The organism is Litoreibacter meonggei, from assembly GCF_003663885.1.
In the GTDB taxonomy this organism is placed as follows: domain Bacteria; phylum Pseudomonadota; class Alphaproteobacteria; order Rhodobacterales; family Rhodobacteraceae; genus Litoreibacter; species Litoreibacter meonggei.
On sequence record NZ_RCCE01000003.1, the window covers coordinates 561545 to 577279 of the forward strand.

Sequence of the window (15735 nt, forward strand, 5' to 3'; positions counted from 1 at the left end):
TGCAATCAACGCAGCATCCTGCGGGTTACGGCCCAGATCAGCAAAAGAACCGCTATATCAAGAACAATGTAGTTAATAAGGATGGACGTGTCTTCCATCGTAAACGGCGCGTGATAGAGCGCGAGACCGGACAGCTCTCCCGGCACACCCACCAGCAACAACGCTACAAAATTATTGGCGAAATGGAGACCCATCGCAGCCGCCAAGTTGCCCGTCACACGCGTCAAATCTGCGGCAATGACGCCGAATAAAGTTGTCGCAAAAACGATCAAAAGGGCCAAGATAGGGTCTATTGTGTCGTCATAGTGACCCAAGCCAAACAGCAAGGATGGCATGACCATCCAAATGATCGGATTGTTGAAACGCGCTGCAAGCTGCTGCTGGAAGTAGCCACGAAACACCAACTCCTCGGATGTGGTTTGGATGAACAAAAGCGGTATGGCCCAAATCAGATGTTTGGCCCATGTTCCAAAGGCGAGATTTGGCACATAGTCCGCAGTTCCGATCACCTGCTCAACGATAAAGAATATGACGTTCGCTGCTGCCAATATGGCAATTGCAATGAAAAAGTTTCGGGCGAAGCCTTGCGGCGGCCCGAAAACCGTCAGTGGACCACGCCAATGCCAAGCCGCCATCGCAAAGGCAGCCAGCCCCATGGGAATGAACGTCGCGAGGATGAGGGCCATCTGACCGGGCGACGAACCGTTCGCATACAAAAGCATGAACGCATCCATGCCTTCCAGCTCCGGGAAAATGCGCGCAAGCGGTTTGATCCCGAACCACAGCACTATCGCGGCACCCATCATGTAGACCGCAAAGCCCGTAATCGTCGCCACGACGATCCGCCAGAACGCAGGGTAGACCCGCGCAGGGGCGATGAAGGCCTCGAAAGCCGGAGTTCTGAGCATATGCAAGCGCCTCAACGTGGTTTTCGCCACGCTATCGCTGCAAAACCTCAGGTGCAATCGCGCTTGTGCCTCTGGGGCTTGGGCTTTATTCCGTTTTGCAACGCTTTTGAGGGAGCCACCCATGCTGAAGAAACCTACCGATAAAACCAATATGCCCAGCCGCCATGTGACCGAGGGCCCGTCGCGGGCACCGCACCGGTCATATTTCTATGCGATGGGCCTTGGCGACGAGGAAATTCACCAGCCGTTCGTGGGTGTCGCAACCTGCTGGAACGAGGCCGCGCCCTGTAACATTTCCCTGAACCGTCAGGCACAAGCGGTGAAGCTGGGCGTCAAGCAAGGCAATGGCACCCCGCGCGAATTTACGACAATCACCGTGACGGACGGCATCGCGATGGGTCACGAGGGCATGCGGTCCTCATTGGCGTCGCGCGAAGCCATTGCCGACACGGTCGAGTTGACCATGCGCGGCCACTGCTACGACGCGATTGTGGGCTTGGCGGGCTGTGACAAATCCCTTCCGGGTATGATGATGGCGATGATCCGTCTGAACACGCCTTCGGTGTTTATCTACGGCGGCTCCATCCTTCCGGGCCGGTTGAACGGCAAGGACGTCACCGTCCAAGACGTGTTCGAAGCTGTGGGCGAGCATCAGGCAGGCAACATGTCCGACGAAGCGCTGCGCACACTGGAGCGTGTTGCATGCCCATCCGCAGGCGCGTGCGGCGGTCAGTTCACGGCGAACACCATGGCGTGTGTGTCCGAGGCGATTGGTTTGGCTCTGCCAAACTCCGCCGGTGCGCCAGCGCCATACGAGAGCCGCGATCACTATTCCATCGCGTCCGGTCAAGCGGTTATGAACCTGCTGGAGAAAAACATCCGCGCACGGGACATCGTGACGCTGGAAAGCCTGCAAAACGCCGCGCGGGTCGTGGCCTGTACCGGTGGCTCAACCAATGCTGGGCTGCACCTGCCAGCAATGGCGCATGAGGCTGGCATCGACTTCGATCTGGATGACGTCTGCGAAATTTTCCGCGACACGCCGTACTTCGTCGATCTGAAACCCGGCGGGCAGTATGTGGCCAAGGACCTTTATGAAGCAGGCGGCGTTCCTGTCATCATGAAAGAACTGCGCAAAGCTGGCCTGATCAACGAAGACTGCATGACTGCGACCGGCTATTCCATCGGCGAAGAAATCGACCGTGTGGAGTTGGAAGCAGACGGCAAGGTGATATACTCGATCGGCGAGCCGCTGTCGAAAACCGGTGGCGTTGTTGGCCTGAAAGGCAACCTCGCGCCCGAAGGTGCAATCGTGAAGGTCGCGGGCATGTCGTCCCAGCACCAGATGTTCACCGGCCCAGCGCGTGTGTTTGAGTGCGAAGAGGATGCGTTCGCCGCCGTTCAAAAGCGCGAATACAAAGAAGGCGAAGTGCTTGTTATCCGCAACGAAGGCCCCGCAGGCGGTCCGGGTATGCGCGAAATGCTGGCGACGACGGCGGCGCTGTCTGGCCAAGGTATGGGCAAGAAGGTCGCTTTGATCACCGACGGTCGCTTCTCCGGCGCGACTCGCGGGTTCTGTGTGGGCCATGTCGGCCCCGAGGCCGCGCATGGTGGTCCGATTGCCTTGCTTCAGGACGGCGACGTTATCACGCTGGACGCTATCAAAGGCGAAATCAGTGTCGATCTCTCCGACGATGAACTTGCCGAGCGCAAGGCCAACTGGAAAGGCCCGCGCGAAACGATCTATGCGTCGGGCGCGTTGTGGAAATATTCCCAGCTGGTCGGCTCCACCCGCCTTGGCGCTGTGACCCATCCGGGTGCCAAGTTGGAAAAACACATCTACATGGACCTCTGACGCAGTGCGTCTCAGGTTTTTGTTGCTGTTGATACCGCTCGGGATTTCGGCTTGCGGGGATGATCCGCTGGCCAGCTTCATTGGTGGCGGATCATCTAAAGCGCTTAGCGAAATTACGGTCACTTCTGACCGGGTTGTTTTGCGAGGGCCAACGGGATTCTGCGTTGACCCAAAATCTTCACAGCACGGCCCGTCACAAGCCTTTGTGGTGTTCGGTAACTGTGCTGCCATTTCGGGCAATGATGAGCAGCCCCAACCGTTTGTGAATGCCATTGCGACCGCATCCGTGTTGCCGTCGAGGCAGAACAGCCCCGCGATTGGAGAGTCTGAGGTAGCACTTGCGGAATTCTTCGCCTCCACGTCCGGCAAGGCGGTCCTCAGTGCTGATGGAAACGCGGATAGCGTCGAGATCCTAGACAGTTTCTCCCGCAATGGTGCTTTCTTCGTGCACGCCCGCGATAAGTCTGCGCCGGTCTTGCCCGGAACCACCAATACCTATTGGCGTGGTTATTTTGATGTAAAGAACTCTGTCGTAGCGCTGTCAGTACTTGGGTTGAAGAACGCGCCGGTAGGTAGCGCCGATGGGCTTCAAACGTTGTACGACTTCGGGAATGCGCTGATGGAAGGTCAGGCGTCGCGCACCAAAGGCGCTGCCACGCAAGCGTCAGGAGATGTTGCCAAGACGGGACTCCTTCGTCGTTTATTTGGCTGAAACCATTGTTTGCAATGCGGAAACAGTGGTAGCGAATTAGATTAAAGCTAATAGGACTGTCTCAACAGCCATGATGGATCGGATGCGAGAATTCGTACGACGGCGATTGCACCGCCGGACCTTGCGTCGTTGGGAAACAGCGGTGCAAGACGCGGAGACCATAGATTTATCGCTATTGCGGCATCTGCGTGCGCAAGCTCGCCAGATGCGACGACGCGTCGATCAGGTGACCCATGTTGCCGATGCACGCCTGACCCTACCCCGAATCGGCTCAAACGCTATACGCAAGCCGGCGCAGTCGGATTGGTCCCATCGGCCAGAACTGTGGCGCGGTCCGGTTTCCCCGATCGGCGTAGCAGCCGTCGAAAGCCGGACAAGGATCGGCAACGCCGCAACGATTTATCACGACTGCCAGATTTCCGAACTCACCCTGCGCCAAGTCCGAAACACCCGCGAAGGCGACCTTGCACCGTTCGGGCTGCGGATGGATGTGTTCAGGTTTGACGGCAGCTTCCTGAGCATCGTGCTAGACCTGCCCGAAGATGCAACTGACGGCCTTCGGAAGAACCATATCCTGCGGATGGATACCGAGATCGAAACCGAAAAGCCTCTGGAGATCTTTGCCCGCCTGAACATCAAGTATGGCCCCAACGTAGAGCAGGTCGTGCGCGAGCTGCCGCTTGATGGCTCCGACACCATGGTTGAGTTCGATCTGGCGCACACCAAAATCAGCGAGCGCCGGTTGGAACGTATCTGGATGGACCTGATTTTTGAGGGCCCAGAAATGAACGAAATCAACCTGCGTGACGTTACATTCAGTCGTCGCCCGCGCGCCGATTTCTAGGGAGCACGCCACATGAGCAAAGTCGTCCTTACCAAGACCCGCATTCAAGCCGGAACCTACGAAGCCGTGCTGACCGCTGAGACCGAGGAGAGCTACACTCCTAATTTGGTCGCCATCCACTTGGAACGCGAGTTGGACGGGCTGTCAGTGACCGAGGATACCAGCCTTGGCAACACGTGGCATGTACGCTTCGACATTCCGCGCGACGTGCTGACAGACGGGGTCCAGACCTTCCTGATCAACGAAAAATCAACAGATGACACGCTGGACAGTTTCACCATCGTGACTGGCGAAGTTCTGTCCGATGATATTCGCGCCGAGATGGATTTGCTGCGCGCCGAACTCGACATGCTCAAGAAAGCCTTCCGGCGGCATTGCGTCGAGACTTCCTGAGGGCCAGACTCACCCTGTTTTGTGAGCGCATGACGCCGCGTTTTGCGTGACGTGCGCGTAAGGTTGGGTAAAGCTGTGATGAACTCTGGAGGACACTTATGACCGCTTATCCAAACCTTCTTGCTCCGCTGGACCTTGGCTTCACAACCTTGAAGAACCGCGTTCTTATGGGCTCTATGCACACTGGTCTTGAAGAGACCAAAGATTGGAACCGCGTCGCGGAATTCTACGCTGAGCGGGCCCGTGGCGGGGTTGCGCTAATGGTAACGGGCGGCATGGCTCCGAACCGCGAAGGTGGAGTGTTTCCCGGTGCTGCCGGTCTGTTTTCCGACGAGGATATCGCTAACCACAAAGTGGTCACTGACCGCGTACATGAAGCAGATGGCAAGATCGCGATGCAAATCTTGCATGCGGGTCGGTACGCTTACGGCCCTGAATGTGTGAGCGCATCGGCCATAAAGTCCCCGATTTCACCGTTTCCACCGAAAGAGCTGGACGAGGACGGGATCGAAAAGCAGATCAGCGACATCGTCACCGCCGCCAGCCGTGCCAAGGAAGCCGGATATGACGGCGTCGAAGTCATGGGGTCGGAAGGCTACTTCCTGAACCAGTTTCTCGTCACCCACACCAACAAACGCGAAGACCGTTGGGGCGGCTCGTATGAGAACCGGATGCGCCTACCTGTTGAGGTTGTGAAGCGGGTGCGCGCTGCCGTGGGGAGCGATTTTATCGTGATCTACCGGCTCAGCATGATCGACCTGATCCCCAACGGCTCTACTTGGGAAGAGGTGGTGCAGCTGGCCAAAGAAATCGAAACGGCAGGCGCCACGATCATCAATACCGGCATCGGCTGGCACGAGGCACGCATTCCGACAATTGCGACATCGGTGCCGCGTCGCGCGTTTACATGGGTGACCAAGAAGCTGATGGGAGAGGTGTCGATCCCCATCATCACCTCGAACCGGATTAACACGCCTGACGTTGGCGAAGCCGTGCTGGCCGACGGATCTGCCGACATGGTGTCGATGGCCCGTCCGTTTCTGGCCGATCCGCACTTTGTCGCGAAAGCCGAAGCGGGCCGTGCGGCCGAAATCGCACCATGTATTGCGTGTAACCAAGCCTGTCTTGACCACACGTTCAGCGGCAAAATGAGCACATGCCTTGTGAACCCGCAAGCCTGCTTTGAAACTGAGTTGCTGATTGAACCCGCCTCTAATGCCAAAACCATCGCCGTTGTAGGCGCTGGGCCAGCAGGGCTTTCGACCGCGCTTACGGCGGCAGGTCGTGGACATAAAGTGACGCTATTCGACAAGAGAGACGAGCTTGGTGGCCAATTGAACATGGCCAAGCAGGTTCCCGGCAAAGAGGAATTCTTTGGGTTGGTCGACTGGTACAAAACCATGGTTGCCAAAAGCAGCATCGAGCTACGCCTTGAGACCGAGGCCACCGCACAGATGCTAGCAGATTTTGACGAAGTGATTATCGCCACCGGCGTTGCCCCGCGTGATCCACAGATCGACGGGCAAGATGGGCCGAATGTTGTCTCCTATATTGATGTGCTGCGGGGCGGTGCCCACGTTGGCAAACGCGTGGCGATTATTGGCGCAGGCGGCATCGGTTTTGACGTGGCAGAGTACCTGACAACAGATGACAGCCCGACAGTTGATCTGGACGCTTGGCTGGAGGAGTGGGGCGTCACCGACCCGGAAACCAAACGCGGCGGCTTGGCCGCCGAGGGGCCACAGCCCGACCCCGCGGTTCGGCATGTCACACTGCTTCAGCGTAAAGCCGAGAAACTGGGCAAGCGGTTGGGTAAAACCACAGGTTGGATTCATCGCGCCGCGTTGCAGATGAAGGGCGTACACATGGTGGGCGGTGTCAACTACGAACGAATTGATGCGCAAGGTCTGCATGTGTCGGACGGCGACGCGCGGGAGAACCCGCGGGTGATTGAAGTCGATACCATTGTCCTATGTGCGGGTCAGGTGCCAATGCGCGCGTTGGCGGATGAGCTGGAAGCGGATGGTCGCACACCACACGTCATTGGCGGCGCGGATGTGGCGGCGGAACTCGATGCGAAGCAGGCAATCAACCAAGGCACCCGCCTTGCGGCCGCACTTTGAATTTCCAGTGGCATCACTTCGAGCTTGGTGACCCGACGTTGCCCGACTGGCTTTCTGCAAATGTACCGGAGATCGCTGCCGCAGCTTTGGTCCAGTCCGAGACTCGGCCGAGATGCGACAGGCTTGGCGATGGCATTATCCTCAACCTGCGCGGCGTGAATATGAACGAGGGTCAGCATATCGATGACATGGTATCCCTGCGTTTATGGGTAACTTCCGAAATGATTGTCACCGTGAGAATGCGCCGCATCTTCGCCCTAGAGGACATTCGCACGCAAATCACCGAAGGGCACGGGCCTGAAACGGTCGGGAACTTCTTGACCAAGCTTGTGACCGGACTGACAGATCGGATCGAAAACACTGCAATGCGTCTAACCGCTACAACTGACGACATTGAAGACACTGTTCTTGAGAATAGCTCCGGCGACGTCACTGGTCTCGGACCACTTCGACATTCGACCATCAAGCTGCGCCGCTATATCGGGCCGCAGAAGGACGCGCTTGCGAAACTGGCTGCGCTAGACAGCCCTGTGCTGACTGAAGCGGACCGGCTGCAGTTGCGTGAACCCGCGAACCGCATGGCTTTGGCACTTGAGGCGCTGGATGCGGTGCGGGACAGGTTGGTTGGATTGCAGGATCACCTCGATATTCAGGTGGCGCTCAATCAAGGGCGAAACGGCTATGTGCTTTCCTTGATTGCCGGGGTTTTTCTACCTTTAGGATTTCTGACCGGCCTGTTCGGAATGAACGTCGCCGGCCTTCCTGGCACTGAATGGCCGATGTCTTTTGCCCTGTTATGTTTTGCCATGCTCGGCGTCGCATTGGGCTTGGTCGCGCTGTTTAAGTGGCTCGACTGGCTTTAGCGCCGTCTGGAAATAACCGCTCCCTTGTTTCCACGCCATCAACGATCCCAATAGATACCCCTGAATCGTCCAACGGAATTCGCATTCCTGCCCCAATTGAACTGGATAACGGCTCAAACGTCATGAGTTATTGAGGTATCCGAATGGACCGACTGACCGAAATGGAAGCATTCGCCACTGTGGTGGATCAGGGGGGCTTTACCGATGCGGCCCGCAAGATGGGGATTTCAAAATCCGCTGTCTCGAAGCACGTATCATCCCTTGAGACACGACTTGGGGCGCGGCTTCTTAACCGCACGACGCGGCGTGTCAGCCCGACCGAAATTGGCCTTGCTTACTATGACCGCGCCCGTCGCGTTTTGAATGATGCAGGCGAGGCGGATGCCTTGGTCTCGTCAATGCAAAGCGCGCCATCCGGCCTATTGCGCATCTCTGTTGCGACGGATTTCGGCGTGAACCATATGTCACCCATATTGGGTGACTTCCTTGTGGATTACCCCGATATCACTGTGAACATGGTGCTGAACAACCGGTTCGTAGAGCTCATCTCCGAAGGCTTCGATCTGGCGATCCGCATCGGCGAAATGGAAGATAGCTCCCTTCGCGCCCGCAAGCTGACAGAGACCAACAAGCGGCTCATCGCGGCCCCGAGCTATTTCGAGCAATTTGGCCGCCCCGAAAAGATCGACGATCTGAATAACCATAAGCTGCTGCATTATTCCAACCAGTCGGCTGGCAATGTGTGGAAGCTAACCGCGCCGTCGGGCGAAAAACGTCAAGTGCGCACGCAGGGCTGGCTGACAGTAAATGACGGGCAATCCTTGCTAAACGCATGTGTGTCTGGGCTGGGCATCGCCTACCTACCGAGCTTCCTCTACGCCGACGCCCTTCGCCAAGGACTGGTGGAAGAGGCCATGCCGGAACTTCCCAAAGAAACACAAGGCATTTACGCCGTCTATCCACCTGGCCGCTACACGCAGCCAAAGGTGAGAACGTTTATCGACTTCCTTGTCGAGGCGTTTAAAGAAAAAGGCCCTGACGTCTGGGCGAACTAGATGACATGATTTTCCCCGATGTTTGGCAGCATCACTTTTGGGTCGAGGTGACAATCACCTCGACCCTTCTGTTTTGCGTGCGGCCTTCTTCGCTAAGATTGCTGGCGCGCGGGGCCAGATAACCAACACCATCGGCCTCAAGTTGCCTGCTTGGGATGCCAAACTCCTTGGTCAGACGCGACGCCACGGATTGTGCGCGCTTGCGTGACAGGCTGACATTGCCCTGAAGCGACCCTTCGGCGTCTGTATGCCCGACAAGGGCGATGCGAAATTCGGGGTTTGCCTTCAGATATTCCGACAAGTCGACAAGCGATTGGAACGGCCCGCCACCCAACGCGGACGAGCCCGTTTCGAACTGCAAATCATTCAGCACCACATGCCCGTCGCGCAAAAGAGCCGCGACCAGAGAACCGGATATCGCGGTTGGAACTGCTGGTGTCACCTGCGCAACCGCGTCGCCGGATTTGGTCGTTAGCGCCGCTGTCTCGGGACTGCCCACAAGGATCATTTGCACGAATGCGGTGTCCCCACCACGACTGACAAACAAGCTGATATACTCGGGAACAGGGCCACCAAGCCGCTGGGCGGCAAGATAGCGAAAGTCGCCAAGGTCGACATGCATGACCGGTTCTGGAAGCACATCGGTGGCGAACCTGAAATCGAAGCCGCCGCAGATTTCAGTAGTGCACTCATACAGCAACTCGAATCCGGACGCCTCCAGCTGCTGGCGTAGGTTGTCCATCACCAGCAGCGACGTTCCGACATCAATGGCTATCCGCCATGCGCGCGTCGTCTGCTGCCCCTCGGCCACCAATGTCTGCACGAAACCGTCGGCATACGGGCCTACGGGCAACTTGTAGCTGCCAAACTGCTCGGTCTTGGCAAAGGTCTCGGTTGCCGGGCCCGGAAAGGTCAGATCCAGGTCGGCCAAAGCCGGGTTGGCGAAGATAAAACCCGCCAAACAAAGAGGCAGTGCTCGGATCATCTATCCGCCGCGTGATATTCTGCATTCGGGCGCATATCCACCGCCGAGGCCATCCGGTTGGTCATGTTGAAAAAGCTCGCAACAGCAGCGATATCCCAGATATCGTGGTCGCTGAAGCCAACTTTGCGCAACGCGTCACGATCAGTTTCCTCAATCCGGTAGCTGGCTTCCGTCATCAGCACTGCAAAGTCCAGCATGGCCCGTTGTCGGGCATCAAGGGGTGCCACGCGATAGTTCATTACCAATGCCTCGCCCAAAGCCGGATCGCCGGACAACTGGCGCACCGCAGCGCCATGCGCCACGAGACAATAGAAGCATTTGTTTACGGACGACACCGCGACGGCGATCATCTCGCGCTCCAGCTTCGACAGGTTGCTATCGCCAAGCATCAGGTCGTTATACATGCCTGTAAACGCGTTCAGCTTGTCTGGGTCGAAGGCGTAGGACTGTAGCACGTTCGGGATCATGCCCAACTTTTGGGTGCAAATATCGAAGTACTTTTGCGTTGCGTCGGGAAGCGGGTCGGCCATCGGAAGATCAAGCGCGGTCACGTTAGGGTTGGTCACGGGGCAGGGCCTTTCAGGGTTTCATGCGGTAATGATACCGCCCAACCACCGACAAGCCCAGCGAACTATAGAGTGCTTGCGCAGCGACATTTGATCCCGTCGTCACCAACGAGAAATTTTCTGCGCCTTGGTCTTTGGCCCAACGCGCAGCGGCGTACATCATGTTTCGGGCAAGTCCATGGCGGCGATAATCGGGCAAAACTTCAACAGCGTGGACCATTGCTGTCGTCCCGTGCATCGCAACGAATGCGCAGCCGGCAGCGCGATCCGAGATACGGCCAAGGATGGATGTTTTGGGGTCGGTCACACGTTCCATAACCGCAATTCGCCCGTGACCAATGCCACCTTCGGCCCAAACGTCTTTCATAATCTGCAACGGCGGCCAGATATCAAATGCTGTGACAGGTGGGACTTCGGCCTCAAAGACCGGTCCTATGAACAAAATCGACGGATCGAGCACCACATAGCCCATTCGAGCGAGGATAGAGTCTAAATAGCCATCTTCAGGACGAAGCGAAAACAGAGCGGGTTGCCCCAGCTTCTCCATCTCGGTAACAGCCATGGCGATATCTTCTTGCTTCACCGGTCCTAAAGGCCGCGCGGCAGATACGCGCTTGCCGCCGCCCTGACCATCGCGGATCAGCCACGGGCCAACCTGCGTTTCCTTAGCCGCAGGCCACGTGGCCTCGACAACTTCAAAGAGATCATCCGCGTTCAACACCAAGCGCCTTTGCCAATTGTTCCATTACCGATTTTAGACGGGTAGCATCGGTGCCACGCGCAACCACGTTACTGCCGTAAACGCCGTCTTTTTGAAACGGGTAGGAGCCGAGGGACACGTCGGGATTAGCCTCCGCAAGCACCCCCAAAGGCCCCGCAATATCGCCTTCGCCAATAAATACTTTCAACGTCTCGGACAGCAGTGGCTGCCCGCCAGTCATCGTGGCCAGCACCGTGGCGACCATAGCGTGAAACACCGTTGGTACACCCGCCATAACGTGCACATTGCCAATGCTGAAGCCCGGCGCAATCGAAACCGGGTTGTCGATCAACGTGGCCCCGTCAGGGATACGGGCCATACGCTTGCGGGCGGCATTGAACTCCATGCCTTGGCGCTCGTAATGCGTGGCCAACAGCGCGCGAGCGTCGTCCCGAATGTCGACTTTCGCACCAAAGGCGGCACCAACCGCGTCAGCGGTGATGTCATCATGGGTTGGACCAATGCCCCCAGACGTAAACACATGATCGAATTGTCCGCTCAGGGCCTGAAGAGCGTCAACAATCTGAGCCTGATCGTCGGAGACAACGCGCGCCTCTTTCAGATCGATACCTGCTTCGGTTAACGCGCAAGCCAAATAGTTGGTGTTGGCGTCTTTCGTGCGCCCAGATAAAATCTCGTCCCCGATAACAAGCATGGCGGCGGTGGGGTTTGGCATAGCGTTATCCTTGATTGACGGCTTCCTTTCGGTATAGGCCCCGCCCATGCGCTTTCAAACCCCACTTGTGCCCGCTCGACTAATCCGACGCTACAAACGCTTCCTCGCGGATGCGGTATTGGAGGAGACAGGGCAAGAAGTTACCGCCCACTGCCCAAACCCCGGCGCGATGCTTGGGCTAAAGGACGATGGGATGCGCATATGGCTTGAACCGAATGACGACCCGAAGAAAAAGCTGAAATACGGGTGGCGGGCTGCTGAATTGGCAGGTGGTCATTTCGCCTGCATAGACACTGGCCTGCCTAATCGCGTGGTCAAAGAAGCGCTGCTGTCCAACCAGATTACAGAGCTTTCGGCCTACCGCACCATAAGGCCCGAGGTTGCCTATGGCACCGGGAGCCGCGTGGACTTTCTGCTGACCCAAGATGGATTACCGGATGCCTATGTGGAGGTCAAAAGCGTGACCCTGCGACGAGACGGCGATTGGGCGGAATTTCCCGACTGCGTCACTGTGCGGGGTGCGAAACACTTGCGTGAGTTGACTGAGATTGCGCAGACCGGAGCCCGTGCCGTGATGCTGTATCTGGTAAGCCGAACCGACTGCCGCCAACTACGGATGGCGGCCGATTTAGACCCTACATATGCGCAAAGCTTTGATCTGGCACGTGCGAACGGCGTCGAGATGCTTTGCTATTCGAGTAATATCTCGGCAAATGAGATGACGATAGACGTACCGTTGCCAGTGGACCCAGCGCCGCAAAGCCGCCCAAGGGTGGTCTAACCCCACAGGGCATATTATATGTGCAAAAAGCAAACATCGGAGTGACCCGTGGACGACACGACGCATAAAGGCCGCATTACCAAGCAAGGCATACGCATCTACGACGACGTGGATTTCGCAGGTATGGCCAAGGCAGGCGAACTGGCGGCGCAGATCCTGGATAATATGGTCGAGCTTGTGCAGCCCGGCACCACGACCGAGGCTCTGGATTCAGCGATCACCAAAATGGTGAGCGACGCAGGCTCGACCTCTGCCACCATCGGTTACAAGGGCTACCAGCACGCCAGCTGCATCAGCGTGAACCATGTCGTCTGCCATGGCATCCCCGGCTCGAAGGTGCTGAAGGACGGTGATATTCTAAATATCGACGTCACAGTAATCGTGGATGGTTGGTTCGGTGACACAAGCCGCATGTATGTAGCCGGCAAGCCCAGTCGAAAGGCGGAACGCCTCATTCAAGTGACGCATGACGCGCTCTTCAAGGGAATTGAGGCCGTGAAGCCCGGCAACACCTTTGGCGACATCGGCCATGCCATTCAAAGCTATGTCGAAGGTCACCGCATGTCGGTGGTCCGAGATTTCTGTGGTCACGGGCTGGGCCGCGTGTTCCACGCCCCGCCGAACGTTCTGCATTATGGTAGACCCGCGACCGGTGCCGTACTGGAAGAGGGCATGTTCTTCACGATCGAGCCAATGGTGAATCTTGGACGCCCAGAGACCAAGGTGCTTGCTGATGACTGGACCGCTGTGACCCGCGACAAGTCGCTATCGGCACAGTTTGAACATTCCATCGGCGTAACGGCTGACGGATGTCAGGTTTTTACCCTGTCGCCAAACGGAAAGTTCCACCCGACCTACTGACGCGCTTAACCCACAATTAAGTCGAATCGCCTGAACTGGCGCTATGACACTGCACCAGACACACCTGAGCGACGCTTTACCGGGGCTACAACCACACCGGATCTCGATCCCGCCCGCGCGGGAGGCGGAGCAACATGGCCACCGTCAACGCGTTCGGGACCGTTTCTTGATTTCCGGCGGTGACGCAACACCGGAATCGGAGTTGCTGGAACTGGTGTTATTTCGGGCGATTCCTCGGCGTGAGGTTCGCAGCCTGGCGCGGCGGCTATTGGCAACCTTTGGTGACTTTAACAGCGTGATTTCTGCGTCGTCCAATCGACTATCAGCCGTGCAAGGTGTCGGATCGAGTGTAATTCAAGAACTAAAGATTGTGGAAGCAGCGGCCCAAACCATGGCGCGTGCCAAGGTTATGCATCGTGACGTGTTGTCGTCTTGGGATGCCCTGCTGGAGTACTGCCGCACCAAGATGGCATATATGGAACGTGAACAGTTCCGCGTCCTGTTTCTAGATCGCCGCAATAGGCTGATGGCAGATGAGGCACTCCAGACAGGGACAGTCGATCATGTGCCTGTTTATCCGCGTGAAGTGGTCAAGCGGGCGCTGGAACTCAACGCCTGCGCACTAATCTTGGTACACAATCATCCATCCGGTGACGCCACGCCGTCCGAAGATGACATCGCCATGACACGTCAAATTCGCAAGGGCGCCGATGCTTTGGGTTTGACGCTGCACGATCACTTAATCATCGGAAGCAGCGGTAGCTACTCGTTCCGCTCAAATGGGCATTTTTAGGGTCTATTTCACCCAAACTTCTACGCGTCGGTTGATTGCACGCCCCCAATCGGTGTCATCACATGCCATGGGAAGCGCCTCGCCAAAAGCCTCCGTGGCGAGTGTCACGCGCTTGAAATCCGCATCGGGTGCAGTCTCTTTCAAAAGCCGCAATACCGTCCGCGCCCGCTTCTTGGACAACGCCAGATTAGGGCCTGCAGGCCCTTCGCCATCGCTGAATCCGGCAAGCAGCAAATCTTGATCATTGAACGCGCCCGTCTCAAGCGCACGGGCAAGGCGAATGATGTTTTCTTGTGACTGCACATCAAGTCTGGTTCCACCAGTGAAGCGGAACGTTGTGGATAGGCGGTCGCGATCACGCAACGCCCCAACCATAGTTTGCAAATCTTCTAACGTGACTTCCGGACCAGCCTGCGAAATCGCATGGGCCAATCGATCGCCCTGATCGTCAAACCGCGTTTTGGTGATTGCTTGGTCGATAAATCCGGCGCGACGGATCACCAGATCAGCCGCAGGGTCTTGGGTAAAATCAAGAAACTCACGCGCAATAAGCGGCAGCCGTCGTGCGGGCGTATAGAGCATAAGGGGTAGGGTGAGCGGGTAGTCCTCAGCGCGCAACGCAGCGAGCGTCGCGCTTGTCTCAAAGCCACAACTTCCAGCCACCTTCAAAGGAATGGTGTTTCCAATCTCGCTCAGCGTTGTCAGACCTATGGCAAAGGTGTCATCAGCCACTCGATCTGACAAATCCTCCAAGAAAGCATGATGTGTTGCACCATCGTTTAGGGTCAGCTTACTCGGGCGTAAAACGCGGTCTTCAAAAGTCTCTAACAGGCCGGATCCCCGCTTTGGAAGGTGGCGAATAATGGGAATATCGGCCCCCCCGATGTCGGACCATCGCGCGGTCTGTCCCGAAATTGCGGAGGCCATCTGTTCCAACGATATGCTGCGTAGTGGCTGGCCCGGCGCGGTGATTGCCACGACCCCATCCAGCGCCACGACCCGAGCCCGCCTACCTTTCAACAAATCACCTGCTGCCGCCGTACGAGCCATGGACACCTCGGACTTGCGCGGCTCTCGTAAGACCAAAGCGATGTCGGCTTCTTCTGCGATCAGGTCGGCGTACCCTTCCGAGGTGGTGCCTGATGATAGCTGGAATCGCGCGCGCAGCCGCTCTTGGTCGCTTAACGCGAATGTGGACTGGCGATCGCTTTTCACCTCGCGGATGACTGAATACCCATTACGAATCGCAAAGGCCTGAATGAGCGCGGGGATCAAAACCTCCGCCATTCGATCCGTGCCGGACAGACGAATATTTGCAACGAAGGCGTTGAGGTCAGGGCAGCCCGGACCGTCGCACGTCACGCCTTGGCCATCCAGCGTCAGCGGACCATAGATCGTTTCCACGCGGTAGAACTCGCCATCATAGGTGAGTAGGGTGCCCTCAATCTGGATGGCCCCATCGCGCGACGTGAGCCGCACGTCATTTGCGACCGCCGACGCCGCCGACAAACAAAGCCAGATTGCCGCCCAAATACTGCGCCAGAAAAATTGCACGTGAGT

The 15735-nt window shown here is 57.2% G+C and carries 16 protein-coding genes; 10 read left to right on the forward strand and 6 right to left on the reverse strand.

Annotation, left to right across the window (positions count from 1 at the left end; translation table 11 throughout):
• Positions 1 to 5 precede the first annotated feature (5 nt).
• Positions 6 to 908: a CPBP family intramembrane glutamic endopeptidase gene (locus BCF46_RS11205; protein WP_170157918.1), complete on the reverse strand. Its 903-nt coding sequence runs from the start codon at positions 906 to 908 to the stop codon at positions 6 to 8.
• Between the two features lie 121 nt (positions 909 to 1029).
• Between BCF46_RS11205 and ilvD the strand changes: the two genes are divergently transcribed.
• From ilvD to BCF46_RS11240, 7 genes are all read left to right on the forward strand, one after another.
• The gene (gene ilvD, locus BCF46_RS11210) at positions 1030 to 2763 is read left to right on the forward strand and encodes a dihydroxy-acid dehydratase (protein ID WP_121024203.1); all 1734 of its coding nucleotides are present in this window, start codon (positions 1030 to 1032) and stop codon (positions 2761 to 2763) included.
• 4 nt (positions 2764 to 2767) lie between these two features.
• Positions 2768 to 3475, forward strand: a complete 708-nt coding sequence (locus BCF46_RS11215) for a hypothetical protein (RefSeq protein WP_121024205.1) — start codon at positions 2768 to 2770, stop codon at positions 3473 to 3475.
• A gap of 82 nt (positions 3476 to 3557) precedes the next feature.
• Positions 3558 to 4319, forward strand: a complete 762-nt coding sequence (locus tag BCF46_RS11220; protein WP_121024207.1) for a DUF6478 family protein — start codon at positions 3558 to 3560, stop codon at positions 4317 to 4319.
• Positions 4320 to 4331: 12 nt separating this feature from the next.
• Positions 4332 to 4712 (forward strand): hypothetical protein, encoded by a 381-nt coding sequence (locus BCF46_RS11225; protein ID WP_121024209.1) that lies wholly within the window; start codon positions 4332 to 4334, stop codon positions 4710 to 4712.
• A gap of 98 nt (positions 4713 to 4810) precedes the next feature.
• Positions 4811 to 6835, forward strand: coding sequence for an NADPH-dependent 2,4-dienoyl-CoA reductase (locus BCF46_RS11230; RefSeq protein ID WP_121024211.1), 2025 nt, complete (start codon positions 4811 to 4813; stop codon positions 6833 to 6835).
• Complete coding sequence (locus tag BCF46_RS11235; protein WP_121024213.1) at positions 6832 to 7698, forward strand: zinc transporter ZntB; 867 nt, start codon at positions 6832 to 6834, stop codon at positions 7696 to 7698. Before BCF46_RS11230 ends, BCF46_RS11235 begins: the two co-directional genes overlap by 4 nt.
• A gap of 143 nt (positions 7699 to 7841) precedes the next feature.
• Positions 7842 to 8753 (forward strand): LysR family transcriptional regulator, encoded by a 912-nt coding sequence (locus BCF46_RS11240; protein WP_121024215.1) that lies wholly within the window; start codon positions 7842 to 7844, stop codon positions 8751 to 8753.
• A 31-nt stretch (positions 8754 to 8784) separates the two neighbouring features.
• Here BCF46_RS11240 and BCF46_RS11245 read toward each other — a convergent pair whose 3' ends face one another.
• From BCF46_RS11245 to BCF46_RS11260, 4 genes are read right to left on the reverse strand one after another with little or no spacing between them, the layout of a single operon-like run.
• The gene (locus BCF46_RS11245; protein WP_121024217.1) at positions 8785 to 9738 is read right to left on the reverse strand and encodes an OmpA family protein; all 954 of its coding nucleotides are present in this window, start codon (positions 9736 to 9738) and stop codon (positions 8785 to 8787) included.
• Positions 9735 to 10304, reverse strand: coding sequence for a peroxidase-related enzyme (locus tag BCF46_RS11250; RefSeq protein ID WP_281272094.1), 570 nt, complete (start codon positions 10302 to 10304; stop codon positions 9735 to 9737). Before BCF46_RS11250 ends, BCF46_RS11245 begins: the two co-directional genes overlap by 4 nt.
• Before the next feature lie 13 nt (positions 10305 to 10317).
• Positions 10318 to 11025: a GNAT family N-acetyltransferase gene (locus BCF46_RS11255; RefSeq protein WP_342768425.1), complete on the reverse strand. Its 708-nt coding sequence runs from the start codon at positions 11023 to 11025 to the stop codon at positions 10318 to 10320.
• Entirely contained in the window at positions 11009 to 11740 is a 732-nt protein-coding gene (locus tag BCF46_RS11260) for a competence/damage-inducible protein A (RefSeq protein WP_121024551.1), read from the reverse strand. The genes BCF46_RS11255 and BCF46_RS11260 overlap by 17 nt, the downstream gene beginning before the upstream one ends.
• A 46-nt stretch (positions 11741 to 11786) precedes the next feature.
• On the opposite strand from BCF46_RS11260, the gene sfsA reads away from it, so the two are divergent.
• Genes sfsA through radC form a run of 3 tightly spaced genes read left to right on the forward strand, consistent with a single transcriptional unit; the run spans position 11787 to position 14175 of the window.
• Positions 11787 to 12521: a DNA/RNA nuclease SfsA gene (sfsA, locus tag BCF46_RS11265; protein ID WP_121024221.1), complete on the forward strand. Its 735-nt coding sequence runs from the start codon at positions 11787 to 11789 to the stop codon at positions 12519 to 12521.
• A 48-nt stretch (positions 12522 to 12569) separates the two neighbouring features.
• Positions 12570 to 13382: a type I methionyl aminopeptidase gene (gene map / locus BCF46_RS11270; protein ID WP_121024223.1), complete on the forward strand. Its 813-nt coding sequence runs from the start codon at positions 12570 to 12572 to the stop codon at positions 13380 to 13382.
• Between the two features lie 43 nt (positions 13383 to 13425).
• Positions 13426 to 14175: a RadC family protein gene (radC, locus tag BCF46_RS11275; protein ID WP_121024225.1), complete on the forward strand. Its 750-nt coding sequence runs from the start codon at positions 13426 to 13428 to the stop codon at positions 14173 to 14175.
• Between the two features lie 3 nt (positions 14176 to 14178).
• On the opposite strand, the gene BCF46_RS11280 is transcribed toward radC, so the two are convergent.
• A complete protein-coding gene (locus BCF46_RS11280; protein ID WP_121024227.1) occupies positions 14179 to 15729 on the reverse strand; it encodes a phosphate ABC transporter substrate-binding/OmpA family protein in 1551 nt (516 codons plus the stop codon).
• Positions 15730 to 15735: the final 6 nt, after the last annotated feature.